16 protein-coding genes and 1 pseudogene are annotated in these 17,165 nt (G+C 55.5%); 11 read left to right on the forward strand and 6 right to left on the reverse strand.

What is annotated here, in order from left to right; genetic code table 11:
* From QMP16_RS17210 to QMP16_RS17240, 7 genes are read left to right on the forward strand one after another with little or no spacing between them, the layout of a single operon-like run.
* The gene (locus QMP16_RS17210; RefSeq protein ID WP_282153376.1) at positions 1-732 is read left to right on the forward strand and encodes an ABC transporter ATP-binding protein; all 732 of its coding nucleotides are present in this window, start codon (positions 1-3) and stop codon (positions 730-732) included.
* Positions 729-1,439: an ABC transporter ATP-binding protein gene (locus QMP16_RS17215; RefSeq protein WP_282153377.1), complete on the forward strand. Its 711-nt coding sequence runs from the start codon at positions 729-731 to the stop codon at positions 1,437-1,439. Before QMP16_RS17210 ends, QMP16_RS17215 begins: the two co-directional genes overlap by 4 nt.
* The gene (locus QMP16_RS17220) at positions 1,440-2,330 is read left to right on the forward strand and encodes a branched-chain amino acid ABC transporter permease (RefSeq protein WP_282153378.1); all 891 of its coding nucleotides are present in this window, start codon (positions 1,440-1,442) and stop codon (positions 2,328-2,330) included. It abuts the gene before it with no gap.
* Entirely contained in the window at positions 2,327-3,328 is a 1,002-nt protein-coding gene (locus tag QMP16_RS17225; RefSeq protein WP_282153379.1) for a branched-chain amino acid ABC transporter permease, read from the forward strand. The genes QMP16_RS17220 and QMP16_RS17225 overlap by 4 nt, the downstream gene beginning before the upstream one ends.
* Before the next feature lie 13 nt (positions 3,329-3,341).
* A complete protein-coding gene (locus tag QMP16_RS17230; protein WP_282153380.1) occupies positions 3,342-4,121 on the forward strand; it encodes a coniferyl-alcohol dehydrogenase in 780 nt (259 codons plus the stop codon).
* 33 nt (positions 4,122-4,154) lie between these two features.
* Positions 4,155-5,600, forward strand: a complete 1,446-nt coding sequence (locus QMP16_RS17235) for an aldehyde dehydrogenase (protein WP_282153381.1) — start codon at positions 4,155-4,157, stop codon at positions 5,598-5,600.
* 9 nt (positions 5,601-5,609) lie between these two features.
* A complete protein-coding gene (locus tag QMP16_RS17240) occupies positions 5,610-5,996 on the forward strand; it encodes a nuclear transport factor 2 family protein (RefSeq protein ID WP_348774610.1) in 387 nt (128 codons plus the stop codon).
* Positions 5,997-6,080: 84 nt separating this feature from the next.
* Here the strand turns inward: QMP16_RS17240 and QMP16_RS17245 are convergent, their stop codons facing one another.
* The 5 genes from QMP16_RS17245 to QMP16_RS17265 form a co-directional block, all read right to left on the reverse strand.
* Entirely contained in the window at positions 6,081-7,295 is a 1,215-nt protein-coding gene (locus QMP16_RS17245; RefSeq protein WP_282153382.1) for a cytochrome P450, read from the reverse strand.
* A 188-nt stretch (positions 7,296-7,483) separates the two neighbouring features.
* Positions 7,484-8,338, reverse strand: a complete 855-nt coding sequence (locus QMP16_RS17250) for a hypothetical protein (RefSeq protein WP_282153383.1) — start codon at positions 8,336-8,338, stop codon at positions 7,484-7,486.
* The gene (locus QMP16_RS17255) at positions 8,329-9,192 is read right to left on the reverse strand and encodes a protein-ADP-ribose hydrolase (RefSeq protein ID WP_282153384.1); all 864 of its coding nucleotides are present in this window, start codon (positions 9,190-9,192) and stop codon (positions 8,329-8,331) included. The genes QMP16_RS17250 and QMP16_RS17255 overlap by 10 nt, the downstream gene beginning before the upstream one ends.
* Positions 9,193-9,252: 60 nt before the next feature.
* Complete coding sequence (locus tag QMP16_RS17260; protein ID WP_282153385.1) at positions 9,253-10,023, reverse strand: nuclear transport factor 2 family protein; 771 nt, start codon at positions 10,021-10,023, stop codon at positions 9,253-9,255.
* 33 nt (positions 10,024-10,056) lie between these two features.
* Complete coding sequence (locus tag QMP16_RS17265) at positions 10,057-10,854, reverse strand: VOC family protein (protein WP_282153386.1); 798 nt, start codon at positions 10,852-10,854, stop codon at positions 10,057-10,059.
* A gap of 156 nt (positions 10,855-11,010) precedes the next feature.
* On the opposite strand from QMP16_RS17265, the gene QMP16_RS17270 reads away from it, so the two are divergent.
* The 4 genes and pseudogenes from QMP16_RS17270 to QMP16_RS17285 all read left to right on the forward strand — a co-directional run bounded on the left by QMP16_RS17270 (position 11,011) and on the right by QMP16_RS17285 (position 15,359).
* Entirely contained in the window at positions 11,011-11,736 is a 726-nt protein-coding gene (locus QMP16_RS17270; protein WP_432653413.1) for a 3-hydroxybutyrate dehydrogenase, read from the forward strand.
* A 15-nt stretch (positions 11,737-11,751) separates the two neighbouring features.
* Positions 11,752-13,677, forward strand: coding sequence for an acyl CoA:acetate/3-ketoacid CoA transferase (locus tag QMP16_RS17275; RefSeq protein ID WP_282153387.1), 1,926 nt, complete (start codon positions 11,752-11,754; stop codon positions 13,675-13,677).
* Between the two features lie 47 nt (positions 13,678-13,724).
* Positions 13,725-14,582, forward strand: coding sequence for a hydroxymethylglutaryl-CoA lyase (locus QMP16_RS17280; RefSeq protein WP_282153388.1), 858 nt, complete (start codon positions 13,725-13,727; stop codon positions 14,580-14,582).
* Positions 14,579-15,359 (forward strand): annotated as a pseudogene (locus QMP16_RS17285) (crotonase/enoyl-CoA hydratase family protein). The gene QMP16_RS17280 and the pseudogene QMP16_RS17285 overlap by 4 nt, the downstream one beginning before the upstream one ends.
* Positions 15,360-15,814: 455 nt before the next feature.
* Here QMP16_RS17285 and QMP16_RS17290 read toward each other — a convergent pair.
* Positions 15,815-17,164: a TRAP transporter large permease gene (locus QMP16_RS17290; protein ID WP_282153389.1), complete on the reverse strand. Its 1,350-nt coding sequence runs from the start codon at positions 17,162-17,164 to the stop codon at positions 15,815-15,817.
* Position 17,165: the final 1 nt, after the last annotated feature.

The raw sequence follows: 17,165 nt of genomic DNA on the forward strand, positions 1-17,165 counted from the left end.
ATGACGTCTTCATCCACCGTACTTCGTTCGGACGGTATTTCTATGTCGTTCGGGGATTATAAAGTTCTTAGGGAAATTTCGCTGGACTTCTATCCGGGTGAAATTGTGGGTGTTCTGGGTCCAAACGGGGCCGGGAAAACAACCTATATGAACCTTCTGACGGGAGCCCTTCGGCCAACCGACGGTTCGGTTCATCTGATGAACGAAGACGTCACCGCCTTTGATACGGCGGAACGCTGCCATCGCGGGCTGGGGCGCACCCATCAGGTACCCCGCCCTTTTCTGGGGATGACCGTGTTTGAAAACGTTCTTGTTGCGGTTGAGCACGGCCGTAACGAGATGCCCGATGATCCGGTAGCGGCAGCGTGGGAGGCTCTGGAGGAAACCGGCCTGTCCCATGTCGCGAACCGCCGTGGTGAGACTTTGGGCCTTCTCGATCGCAAACGACTGGAACTGTCGCGCGCTCTGGCGACAGACCCAAAGGTTCTGTTGCTTGATGAGATCGGAGGCGGGTTGACGGACACTGAAGGAGACGACCTGGTTGCCTTGGTCCGCAAAATTCATGGGCGCGGCGTTACCATCATCTGGATCGAACATATCATGCGCTTGCTGATGGAAACCTGCAGCCGATTGGTCTGCATGGCTGGTGGTGAAGTGATAGCGGATGGGGAACCACAGGCTGTCATCGACTCTCCGGAAGTGCAGGTCGCCTACTTTGGAGCAGCAGCATGAGTACGCTCGAAGTTTCCGATATCGTGGCCGGACATGGGCAGTTGCAGGCCGTACACGGTGTTTCCCTTACCGCCAGACCGGGTGAGATGATCTTTGTCGCCGGTGCCAACGGCGCAGGAAAGACGACGCTGTTGCGCAGTATTGCCGGAGATCACATGGCAACCTCGGGGAAAGTGGTGCTGTCCGGAGTCGATATCTCGGAGTTGCCGGCGCATCATCGCGCTCGTTCGGGCTTGTCCCTTGTGCCGGAAGGCCGGCGTTTGTTCCCGCAGATGACCGTGCGGGAAAACCTAATGCTGGGCATGTCCACCAGCCGCGAAGGGCCATGGACCGTCGAAGCAATCTTTGAAGCCTTCCCAAACCTGGCCAAGCTGGACAAATCCCCGGCTGGCAAACTTTCGGGCGGCGAACAACAGGCGGTTGCCATTGGCAGAGCCCTGATGGGCGATCCCGTTGCCGTCATGTTGGACGAAGTTTCACTCGGACTTTCACCTGCTGCAGTTGAGTTGGCCTATGACGCGCTGAAACAAGTGCGCGACATGGGACTTGCCATTGTCGTGGTCGAACAGGATCTCTCCCGAACTCTCAATACAGCGGATGACATCATCGTCATGTGCGAAGGCAACGTGACCCTGCATGCGAAGCCTTCCGAAACATCTCTGGAGCAAATGGCCTCGGCGTCGTTTGGGCATGAGGAGGGCCACTAAATGACTTCGCAACTGATCAACGCCATATTGCTCGGCGGATATTACACCGTTTTGGCTATCGGATTGGCCTTCATGTACTCGGTGATGAATGTAATCAACCTGGCCCATGGTGCGCTCATCATTCTGGCGGCGTTTGGCCTGCTGGTCCTGAGTTCAAATCTCGCGATCCCGCTTTATCTCGCTATCGTCATCATGATTTGCGTGATGTTCGGACTCGGGCTGTTTCTGCACCGGTTTGTTCTGTCCAAAGCCTCTCAGGGGGGTGAACTGTTGCCCCTTCTGGCAACCTTCGGCATGGCGATCATTCTGGATAACCTGATGTTTCAGGCGTTTGGCGCGGATAGCAATTCGCTTGCGCCTTTGGTCGGCGATCTGTCCTGGGCGTCATTCGAACTGCCAGGAAATATCTATATCGGACAGATCAGCGTTTACATTCTGATGGCAGCGATTGCGACGATTATCGCGTTGGAATGGTTGCTGAACCGAACCGATCTTGGGCGGCGCATTCAGGCGACCAGCCAAGACCGGGCCACCGCATCGCTCTTGGGTATTGATACAGGCCGCACGCTGGCCATCGCCACAGGCATTGCACTTGCGACCGGGGTTCTGGCAGCAGCAGCACTTGGCTTGCGCAGCGCATGGGGCCCATATGATGGTTCCGCGCAGCTGCTATTCGCTTTCGAAGCCGTGGTGATTGGCGGGCTTGGGTCCATGTGGCGCGTGATGGCGGGAGCGATGATCCTTGCGATTGCTCAATCCATCGGCGCGATGATCCACCCTCAGGGCTTTCTGATTTGCGGGCACTTGGCGTTCCTTGCAGCTGTTTTCATCCGTCTCGGCGGCAACGGTTTCAGCTTGCCCGGACTTCTTGGGAAAGGAGCGCAGACATGAACACAACCTCCGAATTGACTGTTACGCGCGGTGGTACCACCGCAAATATGACCATGATCGCAATTATTATTGCTGTGGTTGCGCTGGCCGCAACACCATGGGTTTTCGGTGTAGGGGGAAGCGGCCGGGCTGTGGCACTGCTGGTCTATGTTTTGCTGGCGGTGATGTGGAATGCACTTGCCGGGTTCGCCGGGCTGGTTTCGATCGGTCAGACACTGTTCTTTGGCACAGCGGCCTATGCCACCATTCGATTGGCGGATGCCGGAGTTGATCCCTATCTCGCCCTTCTGATTGCCATAGCATTCGGAGCCGCACTTGGATGGATAACCTCACTGTTCATGCTTTCGTTGAAGGATGGTGAGTTTGCAATCGGTATGTGGGTTCTGTCTTCTCTGGCGCATCTGTGTGTGAATCTTGACCCGCTCATTCAGGGCGAGACCGGCACATCGCTGATTTCACTGAACGCATATGACATTCAGACCCGCAGCATGATCACCCTGTGGATGGCTTTGGGAATTACAATTGCTGTTTTCGTCATTCTTGTTGTGCTCCTGCGCAGCCGCACAGGCGCTGCCATTACGGCCATTCGCGATGATGAAATCGGGGCACGCTCGATCGGTGTGAACGTGATGAAGACGAAACGCATCGTCTTTGTTCTGGCCGCAACAGGAACGGCAGCAGCCGGTGCCTTATGGCTGGCCTCAGCATCGAACTTTCAGCCACGCGCCTTCTTCGGAGTGCAGTGGACCGCGTACATGCTTTTCATGGTGCTTGTAGGCGGGCTTGGCCGGATCGAAGGCGCCATCATTGGGGCTGTGTTGTTCTTTGTGATCGAAACCTTCTTTGCCGCCTATGGCGCCTGGTACCTTGTCGGGCTTGGGGCAGTGGCCGTGTTTTTCGCTTTGTTCCTGCCCAAAGGGGTGTGGGGCTGGATCGGTCCGCGCCTGCCGGGAGAGGCAATTCCAACCGGCTATATCGTCGAAAAATCAAACACATGATGAGGAGTAAGACATGTTGAAGGACAAAACTATTATTGTAACGGGTGTCGCCTCGGGTATTGGTGCCGAAACTGCGGTGCAACTGAAACAGCATGGTGCAAAAGTCATCGGCGTCGACCGGAACGAACCTTCGGTGGAACTGGATATCTTTCATCAGGTGGATTTGATGGATGCAGCCGGCGTGGCTGTTCTGATCGAAACGCTGAAGGGCTATAACGCCAATGGTCTGGCCAACATTGCAGGGGTTCCGCCCACGGCACCGCCCGAAGTTGTCGTAACTGTAAACCTTGTGGCCTTGAAAAAACTGACCTTGGGTCTGGTCGACAGTTTGGCCGACAATGCTTCGATTGTGAATCTGGCGTCATTGGCCGGGATCGGCTGGGAAGGCGAGGTCGCCAAGATCAGGGTGGCCGAAGATTTGGATTTCGACGGTGTCGAGGCTTTCTGCAAAACCCATGGCATCACCGCTGAAAACAGCTATTTCTTTGGCAAACAGGCGCTTGTTGCTTGGACGCTTGAAAACCGCTGGACCTGGCGTGACCGGGGTATCCGTATGAACGCAGTCAGTCCGGGGCCTGTAGATACACCAATTCTGGGTGATTTTCTTGAGACACTTGGGGAACGCGCGGAAGAAGATATGCGTATCATGGACCGTCCGGGTACGGCCAAAGACATTGCACCGATTGTAGCTTTTCTGCTGTCCGACGGTTCCGTCTGGCTGCGCGGCACCAATATCGCAAGTGATGGTGGTATGCGGGCCAATATCGACGCGACGAGCAACGGTCTGAACTGAGCGCTACAACCAATCTGATTTCAGGAGAGTAAGATGAACATTTCAATGTTGATCAACGGAGAAGATGTGCCTGCGGAAAGCGGCCAAACATTTGAGCGCGCTGACCCGGTCACTGGTGAGGTTGCCACCGTTGCTCCGGCAGCGGGTGTGAAGGATGTCGAAAAGGCGGTACAGGCGGCGGCAGACGCGTTCCCGGTATGGTCAAAGACAAGCCCGGCTGAAAGGCGCGGCCTGTTGTTGAAAGTTGCCGAAGCCCTGGAAGCCAATACCGGTGAGATCGTTGACGCTATGGTTGCCGAAACCGGTGCCACGTCTATTTGGGCTGGATTCAACTGCATGCTGGCTGCAGGTATGCTGCGCGAGGCTGCGTCCCTGACAACGCAGATTTCCGGCGAGGTCATCCCGGCAAACAAACCCGGAACGTTGGCAATGGCGCAGCGCAAGCCATTGGGCGTCTGCGTCGGAATTGCACCCTGGAACGCGCCGGTCATTCTGGGCACACGTGCTGTATCCACCGCGATTGCCTGCGGCAACACTGCCATTCTGAAAGCTTCGGAGCTGTGCCCGGCTGTCCAGCTTGCCATCGGTCAGGCCTTTAAGGACGCAGGCTTTCCACCCGGCGTGTTGAACGTGATCACCAACGCACCAGAGGATGCGCCCGAAATTGTTGGTGCCCTGATTGACGATGCGCGGGTGCGACATGTGAACTTTACGGGTTCAACCCAAGTTGGTCGGATCATCGGGGAACGTGCTGCCCGCAACCTCAAACCAGCGCTGCTGGAATTGGGAGGAAAGGCGCCGTTGATCATCCTTGATGATGCTGATGTGAACGCGGCCGTAAACGGGGCGGCGTTCGGGGCTTTCATGAACCAGGGCCAGATCTGTATGTCGACCGAGCGGATCATCGTTCAGGACCGGATCGCAGATGCATTTGTCAAAGCTCTGGCAACCAAAGCTTCCAACCTTCCGGCGGGCAACCCGCGCGAAAATGTCGTGCTGGGCTCGTTGGTAAGCTCACAGGCTGCAGAGAAGATGGATGACCTCATCGCCGATGCTACCGGCAAGGGCGGTAAAGTCGTTGCTGGCGGCAACCGCAACGGAACCATCGTCGAAGCGACATTGATCGACAATGTTACGCCGGAGATGCGGATTTACAGCGAAGAGAGCTTTGGCCCGGTGAAATCCATCATCCGCGTCAAGGACGACGAAGAAGCCATCCGTATTGCCAATGACACGGAATATGGTCTGTCAGCCGCCGTTTACGGCAGCGATATCACACGTGTCATGTCTGTTGCTGACCGCATCGAGTCCGGGATCTGCCATATCAATGGACCAACCGTATCAGATGAGGCGCAGATGCCTTTTGGTGGTGTAAAAGACAGCGGATATGGTCGATTTGGAGGCCGTTCCGGGATCGACGCATTCACCTCGGTTCGGTGGGTGACAATTGAAAACCCAAATCAGCATTTCCCATTCTGAGGAGCAGAAATGATAAACGATCTGGAGCAAAACAAGAAGAATGTCATCGCGTTCTATGAGATGATGTTCAACGATTGCGAACCGGCTAAAGCCATCGAACAATATGTCGGAGATGACTACATCCAGCATAACCCGGATGTTGAAGACGGAAAGCAGGGATTTATCGACTACTTCATCAAGATGGCGGATGAGTATCCGGTGAAGTCAGTCGTCGTAAAACGCGCCATAGCCGAGGGTAATCACGTCGTGCTTCATTGCCACCAGATCTGGCCCGAAGGTTTGGAATACGCGGGAATGGACATTTTTCGTCTGGATGAAAAAGGCAAAATCGTCGAGCATTGGGACGTCCTGCAAGTGATCCCGGACCACTCCAAAAACGATAACGGGATGTTCTGAACTTACTTCCTGAACCGCCAACCGGACCCGGTTGTCTTTTGAAATGAAAGGCTCCGGGTCTGGTTCTGCTGTAAGAGACACGCGCTATTGTGGGCGGCGGTGCTCTGCCCCGCGCTCGACATGGAGTTTCAGCGTCCTCAGCCCGCGGCCCTCATGACCCGGTTCCCAATCCGGTCGCTCAAGCAGGCGGATGGTTGAAAACTCTGATACGAGGTCATGAAGCGCCACAGACATTTCCATCCTTGCCAGTTGCGCTCCGGGACACGCATGCATGCCCGCTCCGAACGAGAAATTGCGTGAGCGCCCCTCGCGGGTGATATTGAAGTTTTGAGGATCTTTGACGGCCGACGGGTCCCGATTGGCACCCGGCACAAGCGCATAGGCGACATCCCCTTTACGGAACTTCAGGCCTTTATACTCTAATTCCCCGGTTGCCTGATGTGGAATGGCCCATGGAAGCGGCGCGAAACGCATACCCTCGTCAACAGCGCGCAGCGCAAGACCGGGTTCCGCTCGGAGTTTTTCAAGTTCATCAGGGTGCTGAAGCAACGCCAGAAGGATCAGGGGAAGCTGTGTCCGCGTTGTGTCCACCCCGGCCGAGGCCAGCTCGGCGGACAAGTAGACAATCTCATCTTCAGACATTCGGTCGCCGTCAATTTCAGCCTGAATAAGTTCGCTGAACAAATCCTCACCTGGATTTTCGCGGCGTTCAGACAGCAGATCGCGCAAGTAGGTGTGAATTCGGCGATTGGCCTCTTCGACTTTTTCTATCCCGACACCGGTTTGAAGCGCATCCAGCTTGCGGCCACCCACCTTGATCCAGTCGTTCAGGCCTTCTGTTTCCACGTAAGGTACGTCAAACATTGGCCCCAGCACCCGTGAAGGCAACGGGTCGGCGAAATCCGCGCAAAACTCAACCTCGCCTGTGTTTGGAAAGGCCGCCGTCAGATCCCTGGAAATCGCTTCGATGGATTGGCGCATCCCGTCCACGATCCGATCCCGCAGAGCGATTTTTACCAGTCGTGACAAGCGATCATGGCTTACCCCGTGCATGTTAAGAAGTTCGTGATCAATCGCTTTTTTCAAGTAGGGGCTCTTTGTTTCGTCAATCCCCTCAAAATAGAACCGGAAATCCCTGCATTTAAATATCTCTGCAACGTCTTCCTGATTGTAGAATATCGTCCCTCCATCGGGTGTGCGTGCGTAAAAGGACTGTGCCCGCAAATGTTCGATAAACCCGTATCTGTCCTGTTTGAACTCTTCCGCATCAAGAGCCACGGTCATGGGAGAGTCTGGCATCTGTGTACCTCCGCATCTATGGAATCGTATTCGTGAAGGGTTAGCCGGCGCAACTTGACGTCAGGAAATCCTGAAATCCTGTCGGGGCGCGCCTGTTTTTTTTCAATGTTGGTGTTGCCAAAAAATCCACAACGATTTCCTTTCAGCGGCAATAAAATACCAATTTTTCATGGAGGCGGCACTCATCCTCATCGGAGCTCAGGTTCCATGGCCCGTTCGAGCACTTCCAAAATTTGAGCCAGCGCCTGATCCGCTGTTGCTCGAATAGAAACTGTGCCTTTGGGGCCGTTGGCGTGGTCGCGGTTGATGCGGATAAGCGTTGCATTTGGAAGTTGCGATGATATCGTTTCCATCGGCACCCGTATCACACTAGGCGTGTTGAAACCTGAGCCAATTTCGATCAGGGCAAGCTGCATTCCTTCCCGTTCTGAAAGCCATTCAGGAAACCGTCGCGCTTGCGGCCTGTAAGGGTCTTCCACGAACCAGTTGCCGCCGCGCACGTTCATGAATACCTGCCCACCACATCGGGGGCAGGTCGGCAGCGTATTCGGATCTTCGACCATCTGAGTTTTCCGGTTCACGTGCGGGAGCATTGCAGCGACGAAAGGCTTTCCATCCCACGTGCCGTCATGGCAACGGTTGAAACACTGGAACCGTTCATAGTCACCCTGGGGTGTGAAAATCTGCTCTTCGGCAAATCCGTTCTTGTGGAAATATCGATCAACATTTGAGGTCATGACGAAATGTGCTTTTCCACCTACAATGGCGCGCAAATTTTGATAAACCTCAGTCGTTTGCGCCCTGTATACATAGTCCAGCGCCACCGAATAATATCCCCATTTCAACGCTTCGTTAGGAAAGGGATATCCCATCAGCTGATATTGGTAACGGGCTCCGTATTGCGACATGCCCGGAAAGCGTTCAGCGAATTCTGCTTCGCTCGTATAATCAAGCCCCGCTGCGGCAGACAAACCTGCGCCTGCACCTATCAAAATCGCGTCCGCGTCCGCCACAATCTGCGCCGCTTGCGTTATCACATCCATGACGCAAATTTCCTTTCGTAGATTTCAGTGGCTGCATCGCCGAATGTATTGAAAACGACGTGTTCAAAATGTCCCTGATGGGCTTGCAGCCAATCCGAAACCGTTCGCAAGGCGACGTCAGCGGCTTCTTCAGGCGGGTATCCAAAAACGCCTGTCGAAATTGCACAAAAGGCAAGCGATTTTACCCCGGCTCGTGCCGCCAGAGAAAGGCAAGACGTGTAACAACTCGCCAATTGCTGTGCTTGCTCGGCGGTGGGTCGATGGATTGGAACGATGGGGCCAACCGTGTGCAGAACGAATTTTGATGGCAAGTTATATCCGCGCGTGATTTTAGCTTCACTTGTCCGTTCATCCCGACCTTGTTGGGACATGATCATGGCGCAATCTTCGCGCAGCTGAGGCCCGGCGGCACATTGTATGGCGTTGTCGATGCACGCATGAAAAGGTTGGAAACATCCCAGCATCTGCGCGTTTGCAGCGTTGGTTATCGCATCAATCTTTAGTGTTGTGATATCGCCGTCCCAGATGCTGATCATTTCGCCAAAAGAGTGGGGGCCGGCAGCACGTGGCAGAGACGCCGCATCCACAATGTTCTTTTGGGCCAATTCAGATTGTAGCAAACGATCAACTGAGTTTGTCAATTCATCCGACAGCGCTCCGGTCGCTCGCATTGTAAGAGCAGCCTGCACCCATCGTCTTTGATCTGCCGGAGAATAGGGGACATGATGGCGGCTGCAGAATTCGCGGGAAGCTGGGTCTGCTTTGATCGCTGACACGGCACCTGTCAGATCGGCAGCGCCGGTTGCCGGCACAAAGGGCACTCTTAGTTTGATCAGATCAGCATATTGCAGCATTGCTTTGTTCCCTGATGGTGCCTCCCGGCGAATGTCGCAAGGAGGCATAAGGATCGGATGTCAGAATTTTCCGTTGTCGTGGGCCATTTCGGACGGGATCTCAGAGATCGTGTCCCAGTGCTCTACGATTTTGCCGTCTTCAACTCGGAACAGGTCAAAGAATGCTGTCGGTGCACCGCCCAGAGTACCCTCTGAGGCTGTGAATACGAAATTGCCCTCGGCCACGACAATTGGTGTATCGGTGTAAACCATTGTGATGCCGTTTTCGGCCATTGCGGCCAATGCCGATCCCAGCCCGTCCAGGCCGTCAGCGATGGCCGGGTTATGCTGGATGTAGGTTTCAGCAGAGATGAAGTCCGTAATGTTCGAGGCGTCGCCACCCTTCAGGACGGTTTCAACGAAGTCCGTTACCAGCGCTTTGTTGTCCGCCGCTTTGTCGGGATCGGAGACCTCGGTTGCACCGTCTGTCATGGTGTGCCCCGATGGGTTCGGTTCACCTGGTACTTGCAGGTTATCCCAATGTTCGGCCACTTTGCCGTCCTCGACACGGAATACATCGAAGCCGACGAGAGTTTCAGCTCCGAAGACCTGAGCGTTATGGTACGTATTATGCAGGACAACCAGGTCGCCTTCTGCAATGACGCGGTGTGTCTCGGTTTTCAGACCGCTTTCCTGCAATGCAGGTATAAAACCCAGAATTGCCGCTGCACCGGTGGGAACAGCAGGATTGTGTTGAATGTAGTTTTCAGCCAGCAACTGTTGTGCTGCATCCGGGTCGAAGTTGGTGAAAATAGCTGTCACCGCATTGATTACGATTTCTTTTGTGGACATTTGATAGTTCCTCTTGGTTTTGGAAGATGTTTGTCAGGTTGCGCGCATCTGCGCCTTCTTGACGGAGAAACGGTTGCCCCAGGGATCGTTCACGAAGCCCGTCTGCAGCGCATTGGTGTCGGATAGCAACTCGATCTCAGACAATCCGGTGGCGTTTGCCGGGCGCGTTGCCACACCTGGAGATTTCCAGACATTTGCAGCAAGATGATGGTGATAATCCCCTGACCCATACCAGCCGGCTGACGGGACTCCGAATGTCTTGGTCATACCTAAATGTTCGGTCATAAAGGCATCCGCTTTGGATACGTCGCCCACTTGAAGATGAACGTGGCCTATGACGGTGTCGGTCGGGACCTGTGTCCAGGCGCTCGAGGCCGTGTGCACAAGGTTTTCAAGATCAAGGCGGCGCGTATCCATCTGAATGTGATCGCCGGATCGCTGCCAGTCAGAGCGTGGTCTGTCCCAATAGACCTCGACCCCATTCCCCTCAGGATCCTGAAGGTAGAGTGCTTCGCTGACCAGATGATCAGAAGCACCATCAAGCCGAATCCCCAGTTCTTCGACATGCAAGAGCCAGCTTCCCAGGTCAGATCGATTGGGCAATAGGAAAGCTGTGTGAAACAGGCCCGCTTCGTTTGGGTAACTTCGCGCTGCCGCGTCTTTTTCAAGGGCGATCAGAGGTTTGTTGCCAGCACCCAGTTTTGCGCTTTCGCCATCCTGAGTCAGAACGTGGAGGCCGACTATCTTGCTGTAAAAGTTCGTCGCAAGTTCAAGGTCATTTACGACCAGTGATACCTGACCAATAGAAATAGGTGCATCAGAGCTCGCCATGTCTGCCCTCGTTCCTTGTTTTGATGAAAGACAGATAGGGAGAAGTATTGTGGGTTAACATGGCGATTATGGAGAGTAACAATCCCCGTAGCGTTCATAATAAATCTTTGGAAAACCGCCTAATCGGCTCAACTTGTTGTTCGCGACTGCATACCGTTGCAGCGGAGTATTGCCGAAGCGGGCGCAAACATCGTTCTGAACGGTATCGAACCCGCAGAACAGGTCGAACCTGTCGTACAGGAGCTGCAGGAAAAATGGGGCGTTCGCGTCATTTTCGATGGCGCCGATATGACCGATCCGACACAGATCGAAGCTATGGTTGTTGGCGCTGAACGGGCATTCGGGTCCGTCGATATCGTGGTCAACAACGCGGGCATCCAGAATGTTGCCCCCGTGGATGAGTTCCCCATCGTCAAATGGGATGCGATTATCGCAATCAATATGTCTTCTGCCTTTCATACGACCCGTGCCGCACTGCCTGGCATGAAGAAACGTGGCTGGGGCCGGATCGTGAATCTGGCGTCGGCCCACGGGCTTGTCGCCTCGCCCTACAAATCGGCCTATGTGACGGCCAAGCACGGCGTAGTCGGCCTGACCAAGACCGTTGCGCTGGAAGTCGCCGAGATGGGCATCACCTGCAATGCGATTTGCCCGGGCTACGTGCGCACTCCGCTTGTCGAAAAACAGATACCTGCCACGGCTGAGGCAAGAGGTATCAGTGAAGACGAGGTGATCCGCGATGTGATGCTGGCTGCACAACCCACCAAGAAATTTGTTGGCACGACCGAGCTGGGCGCATTGACGGTATTCCTGTGCTCTGACGCAGCCCGTTCGCTGACTGGCGCTGCCCTGCCGGTCGATGGAGGCTGGACGGCACATTAAATCTGGAGAAAGCCATTGGTAGACAAGGTCATCACTCCAAAAGCAGCCGCAGCGCTGGTGAATTCGGGCGATGTGGTCACGACTTCGGGGTTTGTCGGGATTGGGGTCCCGGACGAGCTTTTGCTGGCGCTCGAGCAGCGGTTCCTTGACGATGGCGCACCGCGAGATCTAACGCTGCTGTTTGCGGCTGGTCAGGGCGACGGACGTGATCGGGGATTGAACCGCTTGGGCCATGAGGGGCTGCTCAAACGGGTCATCGGAGGTCACTGGGGGTTGATCCCGAAAGTGGCCAGGCTTGCGGTCGAAAACCGGGTTGAAGCGTACAATCTGCCCCAGGGGGTGATCAGCCACATGTTCCGCGACATTGCGGCGGGCAAGCCCGGTACGCTGACCCATGTCGGGCTGGGCACCTTTGTCGACCCTGAATTGGAAGGTGGCCAGATTAACGCAACAACCACCGAGGCTCTGGTCGAACGCATCAGAATCGCCGGGCGAGAGTTGTTGTTCTACCACGGTTTGCCGATCGACGTTGCGTTCCTGCGCGGCACCACAGCGGATTCGCTTGGCAACGTCACGCTCGAACGTGAGGCGCTAACCATCGACTCGTTGTCACAGGCCATGGCCGTGCGCAACTCAGGGGGCGTCGTGATCGTTCAGGTCGAATGTCTGGCAGAAGACAACTCGCTGGACCCGCGCAAGGTGGTGCTGCCATCGGCTCTTGTCGATGCGGTGGTTGTGGCGCGACCCGAAAACCATGTGCAGACCTATGCAACCGACTATTCACCGCAATTTGCCGGGCAATTGCGGGCCCCTGCGGGCGCGGTAGAGCCGATGCCGCTGGATGCGCGCAAAATCATTGCCCGGCGCTGCGCATTCGAGCTTCCGATCGGCGGTGTAGTCAATCTGGGCATCGGTATGCCAGAGGGCGTGGCGGCGGTGGCCGGCGAAGAGGATCTGCTGCGGTATGTAACGCTGACCGCCGAGCCGGGGGTAATTGGCGGCCAGCCAGCCTCGGGGCTGGATTTCGGCGCCGCCGTCAACACTGATGCGATCATCCCGCAGAACACCCAGTTCGATTTCTACGATGGCGGTGGTCTGGATCTGGCGGTGCTTGGCATGGCCGAGGCGGACGCGGCGGGCAACGTCAACGTGTCCCGTTTTGGCCCGCGTTTGGCCGGGGCCGGTGGGTTCATCAACATAAGCCAGAATGCTCACAAAGTGGTTTTCGCCGGAACCTTTACCGCAAGTGGGCTGCAGATCGCACTGGAAGACGGCAAGCTCGCGATCCTCCAGGAAGGCAAGGCACGCAAGTTTCGCGGCGACGTCGGTCAGATTACCTTTTCGGGCCGACAGGCCTCGGATGGACACAGGACGGTGTTCTATGTAACCGAACGCTGCGTGTTCGAGCTGCGCAAAGGCGGGCTGACCTTGATCGAAATCGCTCCTGGCATCGATCTGGAGCGGGACATTCTGGCTCATATGGCTTTTTGTCCCGAGATAGGCGAATTGGTCCAGATGGACGAACGCATCTTCGCTCCCGATCCAATGAAATTGCGTGAAGATTTGCTGCATCTCGATATGCCCCAACGGATCGTGCTGGAGGCGGACAATCGCCTGTTTATCAACCTCGGCAAGTTGCGGATCAAATGGCCTGCGGATGTGCAGGCGATCCGCGACCGGGTCACTGAATTGTGCGAAGGGTTGCTGCAACAGGTTGATACCATTGTAAGCTATGACGGCACCGTCATCGATGAGGATATCGAAAGCGAGTACGCCGAAATGGTGCGAGCGCTGGAAGAGAAATACTATCGCTCGGTCACTCGGTATTCGAGCTCAGCATTCATGCGAATGAAGCTTGGCGAAAAACTGCTCCGGGATGCGAAACCGCACATTTTTCAAAATCAGGATCAGGCCAAGAAACACCTGAAGACCGGCAGATAAGCTTCGGTCGCATCCCGGATCATACCAAATAGACGGAGCGCGCGTTCATGTCAGAACCAGTCACTATCTTTGAAATGGGGCCGCGTGACGGGCTGCAAAACGAGAAAAAGCAGATTTCCACGGCGGACAAGATCAAACTGGTCAATGCCCTTTCCGATTGTGGTTTAAGCAAGATTGAGGTGACAAGCTTTGTCAGCCCGAAATGGGTGCCTCAGATGGGCGATGCCGCCGAGGTCATGGCAGGTATCTCGCGTAAGTCAGGCGTTTCCTATGCGGTTCTCACCCCGAACATGCGTGGTATGGCCGGCGCGCTGGATGCCAATGCCGATGAAATTGCTATTTTTGTATCTGCGTCCGAAGGCTTTAGCCAGAAGAATATCAATTGTTCGATTGCCGAAAGCCTGGAGCGGTTCGCACCGGTTGTCGACACGGCAAAGGATGCCGGAATTCCCGTGCGCGGCTATGTCTCGTGTGTGACCGATTGCCCCTATGACGGTCCGGTTGACCCGGCCAAAGTGGCGCGGGTGGCAAAATCGCTCGCTGACATGGGATGTTATGAGATCAGTCTGGGTGACACCATCGGAGCGGCAAGACCGGAAACCACCGATGCGATGCTAACGCGCGTTCTGGACGCGGTGTCGGCAGGGCGACTGGCCGGTCATTTCCACGATACCAAGGGGCGGGCGCTGGACAATTTTGATCTGTGTCTTGAGCGCGGCCTCAGGGTGTTCGACGCGGCGGTCGGTGGGCTTGGTGGCTGCCCATACGCGCCTGGCGCAAAGGGCAATGTGGCGACCGAGCTTGTGGCCGATCTGATGGCGCGGCGCGGATTTGAAACCGGGCTTGATAGGGCACGACTGACCGACGCCGCAACATTCGCAAAGACACTGAGGAGCAGCACATGAACGATTTCGAAACTCTGAACGTCGCCCGGGACGAGCGGAATGTTCTGTATGTCAGGATGAACCGGCCGGACAAGCGCAACGCCCTGTCAGCACAGATGATCGCTGAGTTGACCATACTGGCGCAAAACGCTGGCTCTGACCCGGATATTCGTGCTGTCGGGCGAGGGCGACGTGTTTTGTGCAGGTGGCGATCTTGGGTGGATGATGGATCAGATCAAGGCGGATCGCGAAACCCGTATGCACGAGGCACGCAAGCTTGCCGAAATGCTGAATGCCCTGAATGTAATGCCCAAACCCCTGATTGGCCGGATCCACGGTGGCGCGTTTGGCGGTGGTATCGGCATGGTTTGTGTTTGTGATGTTGCCATCACCGATGCCACCACGAAATTTGGCCTGACAGAAACGCGGTTGGGTCTGATACCTGCCACGATCGGGCCATATGTACTTGCGCGACTGGGTGAAGGCATGGCCCGCCGCGTATTCATGTCAGCCCGGATATTCAAAGCGGACGAAGCGGTCGAACTGGGGGTGGTGGCTGCGTCAGTGAATGCCGATGAACTGGATGCGGCGGTCGAAGCGCAAGTCAAACCGTATCTATCGGTGGCACCCGGGGCGGTGGGCGCAGCCAAGAATCTGGCCCGTGCACTCGGCCCGCGTATTGACGATAGGGTAATAGACGACACCATTCGGCGGCTTGCTGACACTTGGGAAACCGAGGAGGCTGCGGAGGGAATCGACGCCTTCCTCGAAAAGCGCAACGCGCGCTGGGTCAACTGATCGCCCAGTCGAGCAATGATGGGGTTGCGAAGGTGCAGACATTTCTGGTGCCGGTCTGGTAATGACAACCCAAAAATAGTTTCCATTTTCTTGCCAAAAGGTCATTCATTGAAAGAACGCTTTAGCTTGGAATTGAAAAATCTTTCGGGCGATCGTCGCACGCGGCACTTCGATTCTCGCACAAGGCACACAGGTCACTCTCGAAGGTGAATACGTCAGCAGGAATGCAAGCTGCCAACCGGATGACGTCAGGAAAGAGAAACTTGTTTTCGACTATGTTGCAGCATCGCCGGGTTAGAAGCTACATAGTTCTTGGGCCGCAGATGTTCGATAAAACGTGCGCTGGATAATCTGGCCCGTGCGACTGGCGTTAACCATTTCGAAACCTGATCATCGTCAGAGTCACCCGTTCAGAGTTCCCCCTTGGGTATCATGAGATTTTCACATTCACGCGTTTAGGAAAAGAACAAGCGGACCATAAACATCGTAATCGACGGGAACGCCACCAGAACTGTGATCCGAATAATATCCGACAAAACAAAAGGCAGTGCACCACGATAAGTCTGTCCGATCCCGACGCCTTTTGACATCGCATTGATCACAAACAGGTTCATGCCAACAGGTGGTGTGATCAACCCGATTTCCGCCGACATCAGAACCAGAATTCCGAACCAGATTCCCACTTCTGCCGGAGGGATGCCAAAATCCAGCTGCGTTATGATCGGAATGAATATTGGAACCGTGAGGAAGATCATCGCAAGCGAATCCATCACCGTGCCCAACACAAGATAGAGCAAAAGCATTCCGATCAGGATTGTCCAGGGACTGACCTGCGCTTCGAAGAAGTATGCCGCAAGCGTTTGTGGCACCTGCGCGGAAGACAGGAAGGAATTGAATACACCTGCCGCCAAAATGATGAAGAAGATCATTGCCGAGGTCTGGGCCGTTGAAAGCAAGGAGTCTCTTACCGCTTCCCATGTCAGGGCCCGCTTGAACCACGCAACCAATGCGGTGCCGGCAACTCCGACGGCCGCCGCGGCGGTCGGCGAAAAAGCCCCGGTGTAAATCCCACCGATCACCAGGGTAAAAATAACGATCACCGGCCAGACAGGTATCAACGCCCGAAACCGGTCTTTGTACGGCAACCTTTCGATACTGCCTGCCGAGCCCGGAACCATCCTCGTGTAAATGGCGACCGTCAGCATGTAACCCAGCATGGCGAGGATGCCGGGGACAAATGCGGCGGTAAAAAGCTTCTCGATATTCTCTTCCGCCAAAATCGCATAGACGACCAGCACGACCGAGGGCGGGATCAAAATGCCAAGCGTTCCACCCGCAGCCAGCGCACCAGTTGACAGTGCGCCGGAATACCCGGCGCGATGTAGTTCGGGCAGCGCAACGCGACCCATTGACGACGCCGTGGCAAGAGAAGATCCGCAGACGGCACCAAACCCGGCTGAGGCGCCAATTGCTGCCATCGCAAGGCCGCCTTTCTTGTGACCCAGGCAGGCCTCTGCGGCTTTGAACAAGGCGGACGACATACCCCCGCGCATGGCAAACTCGCTCATCAACAGGAACAGCGGAATGATAGAAAGCGAGTAATTGGTCAACGTGCCATAGGCGAAAGTCTTGAGCTGGCTGTCCATCATCCGCATGTTGCCAGCGACCAGATAGGTTCCAAGCAAGCCGACCGCAAACATGGCTGCAGCCAATGGAATTCGAAATGCGATCAGGACAAGCAAAACCCCAAAGCTCAGCAGGCCGATCTGCAGATCGGTGAACGTGGCGGTCAGTAGCTCCAGCATG

The organism is Ruegeria atlantica, assembly GCF_947495585.1.
GTDB lineage: Bacteria > Pseudomonadota > Alphaproteobacteria > Rhodobacterales > Rhodobacteraceae > Ruegeria > Ruegeria atlantica_G.